The sequence below is a fragment of the Paraburkholderia sp. RAU2J genome, assembly GCF_003634845.1.
Taxonomy (GTDB): domain Bacteria; phylum Pseudomonadota; class Gammaproteobacteria; order Burkholderiales; family Burkholderiaceae; genus Paraburkholderia; species Paraburkholderia fynbosensis.
Map to the genome: position 1 here is coordinate 104,832 of NZ_RBXG01000001.1, position 16,400 is coordinate 121,231.

At 57.5% G+C, this 16,400-nt stretch carries 14 protein-coding genes; 12 read left to right on the top strand and 2 right to left on the bottom strand.

Features of this window, described 5'->3' with window-relative positions; translation table 11 throughout:
* Nucleotides 1–426: 426 nt before the first annotated feature.
* Entirely contained in the window at nucleotides 427–1,491 is a 1,065-nt protein-coding gene (locus B0G69_RS00465) for a DUF5677 domain-containing protein (RefSeq protein ID WP_121315178.1), read from the bottom strand.
* Between the two features lie 310 nt (nucleotides 1,492–1,801).
* On the opposite strand from B0G69_RS00465, the gene istA reads away from it, so the two are divergent.
* The 3 genes from istA to B0G69_RS00485 all read left to right on the top strand — a co-directional run bounded on the left by istA (nucleotide 1,802) and on the right by B0G69_RS00485 (nucleotide 5,988).
* Complete coding sequence (gene istA / locus B0G69_RS00470) at nucleotides 1,802–3,301, top strand: IS21 family transposase (RefSeq protein ID WP_121315179.1); 1,500 nt, start codon at nucleotides 1,802–1,804, stop codon at nucleotides 3,299–3,301.
* Nucleotides 3,298–4,113 (top strand): IS21-like element helper ATPase IstB, encoded by an 816-nt coding sequence (gene istB / locus B0G69_RS00475; protein WP_121315180.1) that lies wholly within the window; start codon nucleotides 3,298–3,300, stop codon nucleotides 4,111–4,113. Before istA ends, istB begins: the two co-directional genes overlap by 4 nt.
* Nucleotides 4,114–5,505: 1,392 nt before the next feature.
* Complete coding sequence (locus B0G69_RS00485) at nucleotides 5,506–5,988, top strand: hypothetical protein (protein WP_121315181.1); 483 nt, start codon at nucleotides 5,506–5,508, stop codon at nucleotides 5,986–5,988.
* A 2,170-nt stretch (nucleotides 5,989–8,158) separates the two neighbouring features.
* On the opposite strand, the gene B0G69_RS41675 is transcribed toward B0G69_RS00485, so the two are convergent.
* A complete protein-coding gene (locus B0G69_RS41675; RefSeq protein WP_241991247.1) occupies nucleotides 8,159–8,380 on the bottom strand; it encodes a hypothetical protein in 222 nt (73 codons plus the stop codon).
* An 837-nt stretch (nucleotides 8,381–9,217) separates the two neighbouring features.
* Between B0G69_RS41675 and B0G69_RS41680 the strand changes: the two genes are divergently transcribed.
* The 9 genes from B0G69_RS41680 to B0G69_RS00535 all read left to right on the top strand — a co-directional run bounded on the left by B0G69_RS41680 (nucleotide 9,218) and on the right by B0G69_RS00535 (nucleotide 15,896).
* A complete protein-coding gene (locus tag B0G69_RS41680) occupies nucleotides 9,218–9,775 on the top strand; it encodes a hypothetical protein (protein ID WP_241991248.1) in 558 nt (185 codons plus the stop codon).
* Nucleotides 9,772–10,119: a tyrosine-type recombinase/integrase gene (locus B0G69_RS41685; RefSeq protein ID WP_241991249.1), complete on the top strand. Its 348-nt coding sequence runs from the start codon at nucleotides 9,772–9,774 to the stop codon at nucleotides 10,117–10,119. The genes B0G69_RS41680 and B0G69_RS41685 overlap by 4 nt, the downstream gene beginning before the upstream one ends.
* A 292-nt stretch (nucleotides 10,120–10,411) precedes the next feature.
* Entirely contained in the window at nucleotides 10,412–11,740 is a 1,329-nt protein-coding gene (locus tag B0G69_RS00505; protein ID WP_121315183.1) for a site-specific integrase, read from the top strand.
* Nucleotides 11,741–11,750: 10 nt separating this feature from the next.
* Nucleotides 11,751–12,422 (top strand): hypothetical protein, encoded by a 672-nt coding sequence (locus tag B0G69_RS00510; RefSeq protein WP_121315184.1) that lies wholly within the window; start codon nucleotides 11,751–11,753, stop codon nucleotides 12,420–12,422.
* Between the two features lie 84 nt (nucleotides 12,423–12,506).
* Nucleotides 12,507–12,728: an AlpA family transcriptional regulator gene (locus tag B0G69_RS00515; RefSeq protein ID WP_121315185.1), complete on the top strand. Its 222-nt coding sequence runs from the start codon at nucleotides 12,507–12,509 to the stop codon at nucleotides 12,726–12,728.
* Nucleotides 12,729–12,739: 11 nt separating this feature from the next.
* A complete protein-coding gene (locus tag B0G69_RS00520) occupies nucleotides 12,740–12,973 on the top strand; it encodes a hypothetical protein (RefSeq protein WP_147440684.1) in 234 nt (77 codons plus the stop codon).
* Entirely contained in the window at nucleotides 12,963–13,181 is a 219-nt protein-coding gene (locus tag B0G69_RS41645) for a hypothetical protein (RefSeq protein WP_121315187.1), read from the top strand. Before B0G69_RS00520 ends, B0G69_RS41645 begins: the two co-directional genes overlap by 11 nt.
* A 1-nt stretch (nucleotide 13,182) precedes the next feature.
* Nucleotides 13,183–13,506: a helix-turn-helix domain-containing protein gene (locus tag B0G69_RS00530; protein ID WP_121315188.1), complete on the top strand. Its 324-nt coding sequence runs from the start codon at nucleotides 13,183–13,185 to the stop codon at nucleotides 13,504–13,506.
* Nucleotides 13,503–15,896 carry a phage/plasmid primase, P4 family gene (locus B0G69_RS00535; RefSeq protein ID WP_121315189.1) on the top strand — a complete coding sequence of 798 codons (2,394 nt, stop codon included), beginning with the start codon at nucleotides 13,503–13,505 and terminating at the stop codon, nucleotides 15,894–15,896. Before B0G69_RS00530 ends, B0G69_RS00535 begins: the two co-directional genes overlap by 4 nt.
* The last annotated feature ends 504 nt before the right edge of the window (nucleotides 15,897–16,400 follow it).

Genomic DNA, 16,400 nt, shown 5'->3' on the forward strand with positions numbered 1-16,400 from the left:
GCATCCGGAGTGTCGATCACTCGCAAACGGCGTGCACGGACCCAAGGTCGATGGTACGCATTCCGGCCCGCATTGCCGGGCGGCTTGGACTCTTGCGCAGCAACTTGAGCCAAAACGCATCGGGCAGCACGCGGCCAGAGACGGCCTTTCGATGCCGCGTGCGAGCGTCCGGTCATCTCCGGATACTGTTGAAAAAGTCGCCGACCGTCTCTGTCGCGAGGTTTTCAGGGGTCTTCTTACCCTTAGCGGGAACGCGCGAGCGGCTTGTAGGCCGATCTGAGAGGTCGATTTTCGCGCAGGAGAACTGAGAAAACCACGCGGCGACTTTTTCAACAGTATCCTCCGAAATACCGACGCTGAAATCGCGTGCGAAAGGCCAATGTACTGGCACGGTTTCACGTGCGGAGCAAAGTGGCTCGCCACGCTTTAGCCGCGATCGTCGACGCCGCCCCCGCGCTCGCGAAGAGCAGCCTCTGCATCAATCAGCTCTGCCTTGAGCTTATCGTGCCAACGCCACAGCACCCCCTCCATAATCGATCGCTCATCATTCGGAGCCGTGTCTATAAGCTCGCCAGTAGCGATAATCAGAGAGTAACTTGTGCATTGCATCGGCTCTATAAGTCCCTCATTGGACGGTCCAGCCAGTAAGGTTTCTTGACTAGACATCGACAATGCGAGCTTGAACCCGATGCTGTCGACACCCGAATGGACGTTCTTGCTGGCAAAGCCATACTGAGGTCGGAGATAACTCAGATCGACAAACTTTTCGATGTCTTTGAACGTTACTCTCTTCTGCTTGAGCACGTCGGCCGCCCATCCGTACTCGCTTGCGAACTGCTGACCGTACTTGGTGAGCATCGAGTCGCGTTCGCTCTGAAATTGTGCAAGCTTTGCCTGTTCAAACCGCTCAAAACCAAGCACGGCTTGGTGTTCGTTGTATTCGGTGGCAGCCTTTAAACGGATGATTGCCTGAAAGTCCACAAAGCGCGAGGAAAGTGCGTCGTCACGCCTACTTAGAAACGCCAGAATCACGGTCGTTTCATGAAGCGATCTCCAGCGCGCCATTGCTCCATCTGCATACCCGCCTTTTAGCAAGCAAGAAACCTCGTTCGCGATCTGGACGGCGCGAGTATGGAGCCGGATCGTAATATTTCGTCGCGACGAACGTGGGTATTTCCCTGAAGTTCTATATTCGGCGTTGATCTCGCTTCCGATCTCCATGCACATTGCGATCAGGGAGTCCAACCGAGTTAGCGGAGCACGCCAAGTCTCAAATAACCTCTTATTAAATCCAGCTAGCTCGGAATGAATGTCTTCAACAGACTCGCGTTGTTTGCTATCTAAATTCTGAGCAAGCTCACTCGAAAACTTGTCGACCATCTCGTCGGCGTTTTCGACAAGCCATCGGTCGATGTTGGCACCCGCAAGCGCCTTCCTTTCCTCCGGATTGTCGTCCAAATATCCAGCAATCATTTCCCGAAAGTTTTTCATAGTTAGTATTTCATTGCGCTATCGGATCGTCTCCAGCGTCAGTGCATACTTGTTCGTCATGCGCTTCGCTCGGCGCACTCTCAGGTCCGGGCCAAATGGGCTATCAGATCAAGCGTACGGGGTTCGTCGCACTGGCATCCGAGAACCACGCTGGAGGGCGACAATGATTGCGTCCGGTGTAGCGACATTCATCTTGGCCGGTAGTGAGGAGTCGGAGGCGGCGTAGCCGCCGCAGACGACGAGCTGCCGGCGGCGCCGGGTCGGCGAGGTCTAGGATGGCTGACTGAATCTAAAAAGAGGCGGTCAGCCCATGTCTGGAACCCGCATCACCGACCAACAGGTCCGCCTCTACATGAACCAGCGCAAACTTCATCCACAGAAGGTCGCCGCAGCGAAGTCGGGCATGAGCGAGCGCACGGCGCGCCGCGTCGAACGTGAAGCCGGGCTTCCGTCGCAGCAGCCCCGGCGCTACTGGCGCTCGCGTCCTGATCCATTTGCCGACGTATGGGAAGCCGAAGTCGTCCCATTGCTGCACAGTGCCCCAAAGCTGAAGGCGATCACGCTGCTGCGCAAATTGCAGGAAGACCATCCCGAGCGCTTTCCCGACAGCATGCGTCGCACGTTTGAGCGGCATGTCAGCCAGTGGCGCGCGCTCGAAGGGCCGAACCGGGAAGTGTTCTTCCCTCAAACGTATCAGCCAGGCGCGCGAGGCCTGTCGGACTTCACCCACATGGACAAGCTGTGCGTGACGATTGGCGGCGTTCCGTTTAACCACCTGCTGTATCACTTTGTGCTGGCGTTCTCGCGCTGGGAATACGCCAGTGTGGTCGATGGCGGAGAGAGCTTCCAGGCGCTCGCGACGGGATTGCAGAACGCGCTGTGGCAGGCCGGCGGGTGCCCGCGCGAACACCGCTCCGACAGTCTGTCGGCGGCCTTCAGGAACCTGCAGGAAGAGGAAGACTTCACAGCTCGCTATGCGGCGCTACTCGAGCACTACGGGATGCAAGGCACGCGCAACAATCGTGGCATGGGTCATGAGAATGGCAGTGTCGAATCCTCGCATCGCTATCTGAAGGATCAGATCGATCAGGCCCTGGAGCTGCGAGGTCACCGCGACTTCGCGGACCGGGGCGCGTACGACGAGTTCGTGCGCGGGGTGGTGATGCGCCGCAACCGGCGTAATGCTGCAGCGTTCCAGATCGAGCGCGAACACCTGCTGGATCTACCTGAGCACCGTACCACCGACTTCGACGAAGAAGAGGCGCGCGTGACACGCTGCGGCACGTTCACCGTGCGTTGCGTCCTGTACAGCGCTCCGTCGCGGCTGATCGGTCATCGCCTGAAGGTACGCCTCTACAGTGACCGGCTCGATTGCTATCTGTCCGGCGCGCTCGTGCACAGCACGGCGAGAGCCACACACACGAGCAAACGGCGCGGTCGCGGCATCGACTACCGGCACTTCATCGATTCGCTCAAACGCAAGCCGCAGGCCTTCCGGGGCCTCGCGTTCCGTGACGATCTGTTTCCGCGTGAAGCCTACCGTCGGACCTGGGAGCGACTGGAGCAGGCGCTGACGCCGCGCAGCGCATGCAAGACCATGGTCGGCCTGCTTGAGCTGGCAGGAAACCACGGCGTCGAGGCGCAACTCGCCGAGAGGCTCGATGCATTGCTCGAACTCGGTGAACTACCCGATCTGAGGGCGCTGTTCGATGAGTTGGCGCCGCGCCAGGCCGAGTGTCCGATGGTTGTCGTCGAGATGCCGTCTGCCGCGCTTTATGACACGTTGCTCGATGAGGAGCTGCTCGCATGAACGCCGCCTACGATGCTGGCCGTATCGCGCTGATGCTCAACGAATTGCGGCTGCCCACGATCAGCCGGTTGTGGCCGGACTTCGCTGAACGCTCGGACAAGGAAAGCTGGCAGGCGTCGCGCTTACTCGGCGCATTGCTCGAACATGAACTCGCCGAGCGGGCCAAACGGAGAATCGAGCGTCATCGAACCGAGTCACATCTGGATCCGACCAAGACGCTCGCCACCTTCGACTTCGGCGTTGTGCCGATGGTCTCGAAGGCGCATGTGATGGCGCTGGCCACCGGCGATTCGTGGCTTGAGAAAGGCGCCACGATCCTCCTGTTTGGTCCACCCGGCGGCGGAAAAAGTCACTTGGGGTCCGCCATCGGCCATGCGTTAATCGACGCCGGCTATCGCGTCTTGTTCACGCGCACCGGCGAAATCGTGCAGAAGCTCCAGGTCGCGCGCCAGAGTCTGCAACTGCCTTCGGCGCTCGCGAAGCTTGACCGCTTCGACCTGATCATCCTCGATGATCTGTCGTATGTGAGGAAAGACCAGGCCGAAACCAGCGTGCTGTTCGAGCTGATCGCCGAGAGGTATGAGCGGAAAAGTCTTCTGATAACAGCCAACCAGCCGTTCTCAGGCTGGAATGACGTCTTCCCGGACCCCGGCATGACAGTGGCGGCCATTGACCGGCTTGTGCATCACTCGACGATCTTCGAACTGAATGTTGAAAGCTATCGACGCCGCAAAGCCAGCGACAAACAGAAGGAGCGGCGCCGTCAATTACCCGCTGACAATCCGAACGGAGCGACAACCATGTCCAATTGACAGCGACAAACATCTCGACCGACCGGCCAAGATGTTTGTCGGTAAACCGGACTTCCTGCTTGACGCTGTCCACCACGCCAACTAGCGCGCCCTGCGCTAGCTGTAGCATTGAATCGCGAGTCTCCAACATGATGGGGCGAGGCCTTTGCCTTTCCTCCGCAACCATCCTGTACTCGCGTTCGTACGCCCAAACTTCGGACTTCGTGAAGATTGGCACGAGGTTAGCGTTGTCAGCTTCTTCGTACAGCCGGTACGGCGGATACGTCTCGCGGTAGTGGACTCGATACGCCCATTGAATCTGCTGGTGCCGCGCATCGAATTCCAGCGCGATGCCCTTGTGACTGTCCCCGTAGTGCGCCCACATCAGTGGGTGATCGGCCTCGGGCAGCAGGCAGTACACTCGGTATATGTCGGCAATGGCCTGTACGTGACCCGTGTGGATCAGGTCCACGTACGCTGCTAGCTGTTGCGGGTTGGCCCGAAGCGCGTCCACTTCATCCGGTGGTATGGGCGCCGTTTGTGCCAGCCATTGCAGGTGCTGCTCGCGCTCATGCGGGTCGTCCAAAAGGCTAAGGTCGAACCACGGCTTGCAGTCCCACGGATCATTGAAGTCCGATGGCTTGGACATGCGAATGGCTCGCTCCCGCAGCGTCCGCTCAAGCTGCTCGGCGGTCCGGTCGTTGAACGATTGGTAGTGATACAGCGATTGAATGCCGTCTTGGGCGGCGCTGAACAGGTCCATGTGCCCTCGGTTAGTAACGTCGCGCCATGATCGTACATCGCCGCCCATCGGCAGCACAGCATCGGCACCGATTGACTGGGCAGGGCTGCCGGCTGTCCCACAACCTGCGTGCGTGCGGTTCGACAATCAGAGCTTTGTCGAACGGGCGTGAGCGGAAATCAAATTTTCTCGCCCCGGGCAGATGTATTAAGGCGTATCCGGTTAGCAACTGCTAACTGCTCTCTTTTTTCAGTCTCCATTCCCCACCGGCAGCCGGCGCGATCAAATGCCGTGCACCACGCGCTGTCGGAAATCTGTAGATGTCCGGTCACTCGGACCAATCCCCCGAGTGACTGCCATGGGTCGTCTACGGTCTCTGAACGGTGTTAAGGCAGAGCGTTCCTGTTGCGATAACTGCGTCCACCGAAATCGTGTGATATTTTGAATCTCTTGATTCTGGCCAATTCCTCAACGAGGCCCTCGTTATTCCGTTTTTGTTCTATTTTCCCGCGTAGTTGCACCAGGTTTCGACAATACGCCGGACGGATGTGCAAATCCCCTTGCGGGTGCCACGGCGCGTCCGATACTGAAAGTACTTTGCGGGTGCCCGCTACGGAAATTAGTGGCAAAGTCATCGGCAAGGTGAACGGACTACGCAATGGAGGCTGACTATGAACCAGTCAAGTTCCGCTCAAGGGCGGGAAAAAATATCCTACGAGGTGTCAGGCGAAAATTCGAAGTACACGCTGCTTCACCTCCTGGACGTTGAAGACATACCGGGGCATTCGCTCGCGCTGTATGAACTGCATCGCACCTTTCCCAAGGGCGCGCTGATGTTTGCTGGCGTAAGCGTCACGGAGCAATGGCTGCGCGGCACCGTGGACACCGTCGACGGCAACGGCACCGTCATCGGCTATGGGTTTTACAACCTGGAAGACGGCGACAAGATTTTCGGCAAGTTTGACGGCATCTCACAGTCTGCAACGGGCCAGTCCCCCGACGTCCGCACCGTCATGGGAAGCACAGTGCTCACCGGCGGCACGGGGAAGATGCGAGGCATTTGCGGCATCCTTCACTTCGTGACCAACACGGACGTCTCACAGAACCTAAATGAGAGTAAATGCGAGGGCGAGTACTGGATGGAAAAAGGGTAAATCGGGCCTTACGGAGGTGGGCGGCCTCGCGGCCGCTGCCGTCGGTGCGGAGAAGGGTCACCTCCGCTCCGGACCCTACAGTCGAGGGGGCTAACCGGAATGCGTCAAGGGGTAACTCCGTCATAATGCCGTTCCCGATTGGAGAGCCGCGCAGCCATCGCGCCGTGCTATAGGGCCCACCCCTCCAGCACTAACCCAACGTCCACGTCCTGTGACGCGTGCGCCAGAATGCGAGAGAGCGCAGTTCCAGTGGCACACGACGGCCATCAACAGACATCTGGCCGGCCGACCAGAACTGTCGACAATCACGCACAGCGCCCTCGCGGCGTTCGACGACCGGGTGAACGCCCTCGGATTTTCGCACTTGAGATTTCGGTTCATACGCCGTTAACACGCCGTATGGGACTCAATATTTCTGACAAAAAAATCGGCAAGCGCAAGCAGAAAAGACGCGCTTGGATCCTCGTGTTCTGTTTTTTGATCCCTTGGCTGCTTGCCATTAAGGACGGATTCGATCTGATACTCCTACCCGCTTCGAAGACGGCCTTATCCGCCGCCTATCTGCTAGGGCTAGCATACTACTCTGCGCTTTCACAATTAACGCTCAGCGTTCTGCCTGCTTTCAGAGAGCAATGGGCGCACAAAGGTAGAGGAGTTGGATCCCTCATTGCCGTATCGGCTCTGTTTGCCGTCGTCCCAATGTGGACTTTCCCAACGGCAATCACGGAAGTCTTGGGTACACCTGAGACTGCTGAGGTTATGGTGTATGGAAAAAGTTCAGGACAGCATCAACGTCATACTTGCCGCTATTCCCTCACTGTTTTCCCTTTAAATGGGAACCTGACAAGTATTTGCGTCTCCGAAGCTGAATGGATGAAATCGTCCTCCGGGACATTGCTAGTTATCCGGGGGAAGCGATCGCCGTTCGGATACGTTGTTTCTGAAGCTCGCCCGCGAGGTTAAAGGTTCGTGGCGCATGACGTGCTCCATTGACACATAAGGAGTTCGTGCCATTTCGGCCGCAGACGCTTGACTTGCTTGCAATCTACGTTTGGCAGTCTAAAAGCTCGTCTGTAGTTTCATGTCGAAACGCGGCTCAATTTTTCAAATCTGCGGTCGATATTCATGTAGTCGAAAATAAAAAACTGACATTCAATGAGATATATAACCAAACTTAAGATAGCCCTGTTGTTACTAATGCTGTTCGCGAGCGCATTCATTGGCCATGCCATCCTGAACACAGCGCCAAAGTTTGGTCGGAGCATTCAGAAAACCTATGCGATCACTGCGGCAGCAGAGGTTATTTATCTTGCCCTCTTCATTTGGCGAGCGCGAATACTTTTGGCCAGACTGCAAGGAATCAGGAGCGCCGCAAGTTCGAACAGCACCAACGCGTCCTTGTGAACTGAGCCGGGGAAAAGCAGTAGCGAGACTTCGTTCTGGTCTTCCCCGACGGGACTCTCGACCCGGCACGTCACGGTCGCACTGAGGATTTATCGACGATTGTTGGCGAAGTCGGCGAGCAGCGGTACTTGGACGGTCGGCTTTCGGGAAGTATCAAGGGCCGCAACGGGTCGCAAGTACGCATTCGGTTGGAGTGGCAGCAGACGCTCGCCGCCGCCGAAGTGCGAATGTCGGCAAAGCGACTCGTAGCTGCCTGACAGATGCGATACCTGAATGTCGGGAATGGCCGGATACTGTTGAAAAAGTCGCTGACCGTCTCTGTCGCGAGGTTTTCAGGGGTCTTCTTACCCTTAGCGGGAACGCGCGAGCGGTTTGTAGGCCGATCTGAGAGGTCGATTTTCGCGCAGGAGAACTGAGAAAACCACGCGGCGACTTTTTCAACAGTATCGCCGAGAAACTGCCGTTCGCTAAGTCTGCGGGCGGCGCAGCGTGGTCCCCAACCCTGCCGTCGCGCTCGACTACGACCCGCCTCTTTGGGCTTTCACCCTTGCCGCCTGTCGCAGCCTCGGTCCCAACCGCACAGATATGGCAGTGTCGTGCAAGGCCGCTCCCGTCGTGTCGATGTCGATGTGTGTGAAAAATTGATCATCTTAATTGTGTAACATATACAGGAACACGAACTATATTGACAGCCCAATCAACTATGCCATGACGTCGGCAGGGGCTCGGCCGAATGGTAATCTGCCAAGGCTTGCCAATACGTCGATTACGGGATCGGGGAATTGTCCGTTCCCATCAAAAACCCTCTCAGCTGCCGTTCCGCTTCGAATACTTCGTGAAGAGGAGCCCTTGCGAGCTGGGCGTCATACAGCGTCAGCAGCGCTTCAAAGTCGCTGATTACCTCAGACGCGAGCCGCCACTCTCCCGTCTCATGAGCGTGCGCCAGGGTGTTCTCGACCGCGTATTCGGCGATCTTGAACTGCTCCACCGGTTGGTTGCCATAACAGCGCGCTGCAGATACCAGCTCAGATACACCGCGCGCATAAGTTCATTGACCAGATGGCTGTTGCCATGTCCGTCGCGGCATGCGACCAGCGCAAGATGACAGGACAGCGACCGTTCACTGGCGGAGGCGCGATCCATCGGCAATAGAAGTGCTTTCGTCAGCGGCCTGCGGGCTCGGCCGGGGGATCTGTTTCGCTTGGAAGACATTCTTTCGACATTGCGACGCCGGGAAGCGATTGATTATAGCGAAGCCTTATCAGAGATACGGCCGCGACGAAAACCAAGGGTCGAGTTCGACCCACAAGCGACTGCCAGTTTTCTCGATAGCAGACGTTCGCCGACGATCAGTTACTCATCGCCTTCGGGCTAAAACGAGCCCTCTATTGCGCACACGAATGTCTCGTCGGAGATGCGTTGCTTGCCGCAACTTCCCCGAGGGGCTGTGTTCCAGTTGGACCTCATGAGCGCTTCGGCCCCTTCTGCCTAAAAGGGCATCTTATCTTTTGATTATCAATGTGCTGAAGCACTGGCGCAGGTCTATAACAGTATTGCGGCCCGAAAACGACGTGTTGCCTGCTCTCCGGCCCCGACGCCGGCAATTCAACCTTGGAGGTTTAACGAATACAGCCGGCGGCCTCAAATCTGAAGTGCAACACCGTTTCGGATGAATTCATGCTTTGTCTGTTCGAGTCTCGATTAGCTGAGTATAGGAGGTAAACATGGAGTTCGAGTACCGCGGCTGCGCCTAGCTGAAGAGAAGCGTCGGTTCCAACCGGTGTTTGAGGGACGCGGGAACCTTCCCGCAATCATCTCCACGTACATGGACCAGAAGGCGTCGACCTACGCTGCATCGTACCGAGAGGAGTGGAAACGCCGCGGTGAGGGTGTACGCAGTTATTTTCGCGACTGGAACATTGAACGTATCGACGCTGCGGCTGTTGAGGATTTCCTGCTCAACAACTGGCCCGACAAATTGCCAACCCAACGGGCAATGAAGGCGTGGCTCTCTACTTTTTTCAGTTGGGCGGTGCGAAAGAAATTTGCCACCATCAACCCAACGCGTGAGGTCAAGGTCAAAAAACCGAAAAAGCGCAACGTCTATATTCGTGACGACCACTTCATGGCCATCCGCGAGTGGATAGTCAAGTATTGCTTCACGCTGTACGAAGGTACACCCCAGGAGCGCAAGGTAGCCGGCAGCGTGCCCACCGGCCCGATGATGCAATGCATGATCGACCTGTGCTATCTGACCTGCCAGCGTTCCACGGACATTCGCACGCTGACCTGGGGGCAGATCGACAATGAGGCCGGCGTGATCCACTTTCTTCCGTCGAAGACGAAAGACTCGCGAGCGGCGAGGCGGTCGACTGGCCATTGACGCCCGACATCAATGCCGTGCTTGGTCGTGCGAAGCTTCTCGCACCTGCATTTGGCCAGAAGTATGTGATCCGGGACAGGCGTGGCAACCCCAAGACAGATCAGGCATGCCGTGACGCCTGGGAAGGGGCAATGGCACGGGCCGGCCTCGCAGACAAGCCCTATACGATCAAGGATATCCGGGCAAAGGCAATGACGGATGCCAAACGGGCGGGCTATGATCTGGACGCGCTGCAGGTGGCCGGCGCGCACACCGACCGCTCGACGACTCAGGGGTATATCAAGTCGCGGGAGGTGCCGGTGTCGACCGTTGTACTGCACCTTCCGCAGGGTGACGCGGCCTGAATATTAGAAATTTCTAATATTCCTTCTGCTTTGCCCAAATTTCAGGCACCAAAGAAAAAGCCGCAGCGCCTTACGGCGTGCGGCTTTGATCTTGGTCGGGGCGAGAGGATTTGAACCTCTACCACCTGCACCCCATAAAGTTATTTCTTCATTCCCCTACGTTCGCTACAATCCCACGAAGTAGCGCAAAATCCATGCGCAGCAAGGCTCTCAGCAAATACAGCGTCCCGTGAAGTTCCGGCCCGTTCCCTATCTGCCAGAGTTTATGTTGGGGTCAACGTTGGGGTCAAAATTGGCGAAACTCACAGTTAATGAATTAAAGGCGCTCAAACCGGGCCACGTTGGCACGACGGTTCGAGATGACGGCGGACTATGGGGAAAGGTGCGTGGCGCGCGCGACAGCGTTTCCGTAACCTTTTGGTATCGCTACAGGTGGGAGGGCAAAACCCGTGATACGGCATGCGGCACATGGCCCGCTACCGGACTTCCTACGATCCGGGCAGCGCGCGACGCGGCACGCGATCTGGTGGCACAAGGGATCGACCCGAACGAACAGCGCCGCACAGATCGGATCGAGCGGCAAGTCAATGAGGCGACGCGCACTGCCGAACTGGAAGAGAAGCTCGCGCGACTGACGGTGCAGCAACTATTTGATCGGTGGATGAAGCTCGAACTGGCGAACCGGAAAGATAAGGGCGCTGAAACGAAACGCGGGTTCGAGAAAGACGTGTTGTCCGCGCTCGGCGCAAGGCATGCCGACAGCATCACCCGCGCCGATGTAATGGCAGTGCTCGACGGCGTGAAGGAGCGCGGCGCAAACCGTCTGGCGAACCGGCTTCTGTCCGAATTGCGGCAAATGTTCGGCTTTGCCCTTGTCCGCGATATCGTCACGAACGATCCGACGCACCGCATTGCGAAGCGTGATGTCGGAGGCAAGGACACCGAGCGCGACCGTGTATTCAGCGAGGCGGAGATTCGCGCTCTCCCCTCTGCTCTTGCTGCGGCAAACCTGCTCAAATCAACCGTGCATGCTGTCTGGTTGATGCTGTCAACCGGCGCACGGATCGGCGAAGCGACACGCGCCCGCCGTACCGACTTTGATCTCGACGCCGGTACGTGGACTATCCCCAAAGAGCATGCGAAGAATCAACGCGAGCATGTGATTTATCTGTCTGACTTTGCGAGGCGGCACGTCGAAGCGTTGCTCGCGCTGTCTGACGACGAGGTATGGGTCATGCCGGCTCGGCGCGGCAAGGGTTCCGTCTGTTCCAAGAGCATGACAAAGCAAATCGAGGATCGGCAACTCGCCCATTACAAACGCCAGGCGCACACAAACCGGACGGCGCATGCGCACGCGCTGGAACTGACGGGCGGCAAGTGGACGCCGCATGATTTGCGCCGCACTGCCGGCACATTAATGGGCGAGCTAGGCGTCGATAGCGACGTGATTATCAAATGTCTAAATCAGACCGAAGAGCACAAGGTAAAGCGCGTCTATCAACGTCAGGTACGGCTCAACGATCAGATTGATGCGTGGCGGCGACTCGGCGAGCGACTCGACCTATTAACACGCGCCGATGCCGCCAATGTGGCGACGCTGCCTGCGCGGAAGACTGCGTGAGGGGAAAGAAATGAATGATGAGCGCCGCAAAACTATCGACGATCTTGATGAATGGGACAGAGATTCGACCGAGACTGACAGGTTGATCGAAGCCCTCGGTGCGGCTGAGGACTCTGCAGTCGCCTATTTGTTCTCCCGCTCAAAGTGGACATTCGACGAGGCTGCAAGAATTCTTAGCGGGCAAATGCCGGAGAACGTATTCAACGATCACAGCGAGGCGTCGCGACTGCTGCACGAATCGCTCGCGGCGGATCGAGAAACGTGGGAGGGACCGGACGAAGGGTGTGTGCGAGAAAAACTGGAGCGCGGCGGAGAAACCCCTGCCCGCTCGCCTAAGGAATGGATGGAGATAGCGCACAAAAACGATTGGAAAATTCCGTGGATCGACCGCGCGTATGTACAAGGCCATCCTGCCGTGTGTGCACCGCTCTACGGCTCAAAGGTGGCCGTCGCAATGACTACCCGTGAGAGAAATGCGAACTTGAACCTCATTGCGTCCCTTGTGGAACTGATGCTGGAAACGAAAACACCATCTGGAAAAGGTCACTCGGTCTTCCTCACTCAAAGCGATTTGGTCGAGAAACTCGTCGATTACTTCCGCGAGCGCGATGGCATCAGCAGACGCACATTGGAGACCAAATTCGCAGAAGCGCGACGATACGCGAAGTCGCAAATCGGATAACTCACCGCAATTGCGGTGACCGGGTCGCCCGGCCTCGACAGAATGCTTAGACCTGTTCAACAACGTCTCAAAGGAGACCATGACATGTCTAAGCAAGCCTTCTTTCCTTCCGCACCGCGCATTCTGCGCCTGCCTGCGGTCCTCGACCGAACAGGCCTCGCCCGCTCCAGCGTCTATCGCATGATGACCGAAGGAACCTTCCCTAAGGCAGTGCCTATCGGCGCTCGTGCGGTGGGTTGGTCCGAAGCTGCTATCGACGCGTGGATCGACACGCGCATTGGCGGCAATTTCACCTCTGATCTGTAACGGGGGCCGAAATGGACATGGATACGAGCGGTGCGACGCTAACTGACGAAGCAAAAGCATTTCTAATGGAAGACTTCGCAGCGCGCGCCTGCGTGACTTTCCCTGCGGGGTTCGACATTGAGCGCATATGCACGTCGATCAGTGCCGTGCTGAAGGCGCGCGGCATCACCAATCACCACATAGACCTCGCCGAGTTCGCGCGTGCATGCACTAAGGCACGCAAAGGGGCCGGCAATGGCTACTAGACTTTGGAGACAACTTACGGACGAAGCAAAAGCCCAGCGGATCGAAGAGTTCGCGGCCTGTTCCGTTCGCTCATTTGGCGGCAATCTCAACATCGGACGCGCGGCGCATACGGTCAGCGAAGTGCTGAGGCGCGAGGGGTTCATTAACTACTCAGTCGGTTTCGGCGCATTCCGCCGTGCTGTCATCAAGGCGCAGAGAGGCGGCTGATATGCGTATTTACGATTCGGATAATCGTCTGGTCAGTCAGACGCCATCAAGCTCAAAGCAGGCCATCCGGGCGCGAGAGAGACGCGCGGCGGCAGCAGCGGAGAAAGCGCAACAGCGTAACGCCGTATTGCCCGATCCGGTGTTTTTGTTAGAAGCGGAAGTCGCGGCAATGTTAGGGCTCCATCCAAAGACACTGGCGAAGATGCGGTGGCGCGGCGAGGCACTTATCCCGTTCGTTCGAGTGGGACATCGCGGCATCCGCTATCGGAGTATCGACGTTAGGCACTACATCAAATCAATCGTTGCGGGGAGATCACAGACATGAGCCGCGCGGATCAAAAAAGAAAGCCCGCCGAGCAGGACGCAGGACGGGCCAAAGACGGATTACTCAACAGAAGCCGAGGGCACGATAGCACATTGCTAGACGCCGCCGTCGAAGCTGCGGCTGAAGGGTTGTTTGTTTTCCCGGTTCATCCGAAGGGGAAAACTCCCCTCATTGAGCAATGGCAGCACAAAGCGACGCGCGATACGCAGACGATTTGCGAATGGTGGAAGCTGTATCCCGCTGCAAACATCGGATGCCACGCCGGCAAGTCCGGGCTTGCCGTTATCGACGTTGATCCGCGCAACGGTGGCAATGAAACCTTCGCGGAGTTGGAAGCGCTGCATGGTTCGATAGCGTCGGAGGTCGAGACGATGACCGGCGGCGGTGGCCGGCATCTGTTCTTCCTTGCGCCAGAAGGCGTGAAGTTGTCGAAGGCGCTCGGCAAAGGGGTTGATCTACAGAGCGGCAACAAGTACGTCATCCTGCCGCCTTCGGTTCATCCGACGACGGGCAAGCGGTACGAATGGGCGAAGGGCCGTGACGTGTCGAACCGATACGCGCTCGATGAACTGCCCGCATGGTGTTGCAGCAGGAAGGGAAAAGTGTCTGCCAACGCCCCTGCGCCGCTCGATGCAGATGATTGGGGCCTTGCTATTCGCGGCAGGTGGGACGGCTCGACTGAAGCGGTCGAGCGGGTCAAGGGAATGATGGCGGTCATCGCTGCCGACGAGCGTGACACGTGGATCAAGGTCGGGACAGCACTGCATCACTACTTCGAAGGCAGCGATGCGGGGCGAGAACTGTGGGACGACTGGTCTGAGGAATCGAGCAAGTTCGATGGGGACGATCAGGAGCGCACATGGCGCGGATTTAAGGCAGACGGCGCGATAACGCTTGGCACTGTGGTCCATTTGGCGAAGGAGCACGGATGGACTCAACCTGATCTGGAAGTTACTTCTAAAGCGGACGATGAAGATGAGAGCGAAGGGCCGGATACCGGGGGCGACATCTCGAACGGCATCGCATTCGCGGAAAAGTACCGCAATCAGTTTCTCCACTGCCGCGCGTCGAAGACATGGTATCGGTGGAGCGCCGTTCGATGGGAGCGCTGCGAAGCGGGGGAAGAATTCCGAGCCGGAAAGAAAATCGCGACTGCGCGTTATTCGGCAGCATTCCGGGCGTTGATGAAAGATCACGGCAATCCTGAAAAGAAGGCGAGGTTCCGGCAGGCGGGCACGGTTTATAACAGTGTGGGGAAGATCAGGGCAATGCTTGACGTTGCCTCCAACGAAATCGGAATGAGCGTGCCCGATCCGAGCGCCTTCGACTCAAACGCAATGCTGCTCGGCGCACCGAACGGGGTCATCGACCTGAGAACGGGCGGCTTGCTCGAAGCGAAGCCTGCAATGCTTGTCTCGCGACAGGTGGCCGTTCCTTACGACGCAAATGCCCCGACCCCGCCGGTATTCCTGAAGACGCTCAATGCGATTTTCGAGGGGGATCAGGAAATGATCGAGTACTTCCAGAGAGCGGGCGGATACCTGCTGACGGGCAGCGTCGCCCTCGAAAAACTGTTCTTCTTTTTCGGGCGTGGCGCGAACGGGAAAACGATGCTCGCCAACGTCATGCAGATATTGATGGGCGACTATGCAATAACCATTCAATCTGCGCTGCTGACGAAGGGCGGCAGTAGCAACGAGATCGAGCGGGGGATTGCTCGCCTGCCCGGTGTCCGGCTGGCGGTGGCTAACGAGGTAGGCACGAACGACGTGTGGGCGGATGCGCGCGTGAAGGAGTTGACCTCGAATGCGCCGATCAACGGACGCCCGATGTACGGCGAACAGTTCGAATTCAAGCCGACTCACAAAATGCTGATCTGCGGCAACTACAAACCGAGAACGAACGATCTGAGCGACGGGTGGCAGCGCCGTATGGAGCCGATCCCGTTTAACAGGAAGTTCGAAGAGCAGGAACGGGAATACGGCCTCGACGCGCGGCTCGTGCGCGAAGAGGGTTCCGCAATTCTGCGCTGGTTTGTCGAAGGCTGGCTGAAGCTTCAGCGTTCTATGGAGGCGAAGGAAAAGGATGCGCTCCGCACGCCGGGAATCGTCAGGCAGGCGAAGGCTGATTACCTGGAAGAAAACGACAACCTCGCGATATGGGTCGAGGAAGACTGTTCGACGGGTGGCGGCTTGTCATATCTAGTCACGCGGGCGCACGAGGCGTTTCACGCTTTTTTCGATAGGCCGATTGGCGCTCGGCTGGCTCGCGGCGCATTCACGGATCGGCTGGTAGCGATGGGCTTCGCGAAGGCGCGACGAAAGGAAGGAGTTGTCCATCTCGGCATCGGGCCGCGAGATTATACGAATTCCGATTCCGACGATTTATAGACGCGGTGTCTCGCGGTGTCCCGGAGTGTCTTATTTCGAGGGACTGGTGCTGTTAATGTAGAAATGACCTTTTTTCAAAGAGTGACATAGGAGAAAAAGGTAGAAAAAAAGTTATGAAAAAAAGGTCATTTCTACATTAACAGCACCGGACCTCGTTTTTTCGATGTTCGTTCGAGCATGGCCTGAGGTGGAGAGACCGGTTCATGCCGGATTGCCCTAAGGGCAGTGCCCGCTCGAAGGGCAAATTGACCAATGGTGCCAGGAAGGACGCCAGAAATTTTCCGACGGCGGGGCTCTCCGCCCTCCCGCGCGGCCTGCACCCCTCAGATGGGACCCGCCCTATCAACCGACATGCGGCAAGCCCGTACAAAGCGTTTTAAAGCCGCTACTGGCTAATGCCGCGCGTCGGCAATGCGTGTGAGCGGCAAGCGGTAGAAGTGAATCAGGAAATAACTTCCAAATTGAATGGAAGTACTTTTGCGGTGAATGCCGCTTTAACCGATG

What these genes read in the sequence shown, in the direction of transcription:
- B0G69_RS00465 (WP_121315178.1), bottom strand. Translation starts at nt 1,491, where the DNA reads ATGAAAAACTTTCGGGAAATGATTGCTGGATATTTGGACGACAATCCG.
- istA (WP_121315179.1), top strand. Translation starts at nt 1,802, where the DNA reads ATGTCTGGAACCCGCATCACCGACCAACAGGTCCGCCTCTACATGAAC.
- istB (WP_121315180.1), top strand. Translation starts at nt 3,298, where the DNA reads ATGAACGCCGCCTACGATGCTGGCCGTATCGCGCTGATGCTCAACGAA.
- B0G69_RS00485 (WP_121315181.1), top strand. Translation starts at nt 5,506, where the DNA reads ATGAACCAGTCAAGTTCCGCTCAAGGGCGGGAAAAAATATCCTACGAG.
- B0G69_RS41680 (WP_241991248.1), top strand. Translation starts at nt 9,218, where the DNA reads ATGGACCAGAAGGCGTCGACCTACGCTGCATCGTACCGAGAGGAGTGG.
- B0G69_RS00510 (WP_121315184.1), top strand. Translation starts at nt 11,751, where the DNA reads ATGAATGATGAGCGCCGCAAAACTATCGACGATCTTGATGAATGGGAC.
- B0G69_RS00515 (WP_121315185.1), top strand. Translation starts at nt 12,507, where the DNA reads ATGTCTAAGCAAGCCTTCTTTCCTTCCGCACCGCGCATTCTGCGCCTG.
- B0G69_RS00520 (WP_147440684.1), top strand. Translation starts at nt 12,740, where the DNA reads ATGGACATGGATACGAGCGGTGCGACGCTAACTGACGAAGCAAAAGCA.
- B0G69_RS41645 (WP_121315187.1), top strand. Translation starts at nt 12,963, where the DNA reads ATGGCTACTAGACTTTGGAGACAACTTACGGACGAAGCAAAAGCCCAG.
- B0G69_RS00530 (WP_121315188.1), top strand. Translation starts at nt 13,183, where the DNA reads ATGCGTATTTACGATTCGGATAATCGTCTGGTCAGTCAGACGCCATCA.
- B0G69_RS00535 (WP_121315189.1), top strand. Translation starts at nt 13,503, where the DNA reads ATGAGCCGCGCGGATCAAAAAAGAAAGCCCGCCGAGCAGGACGCAGGA.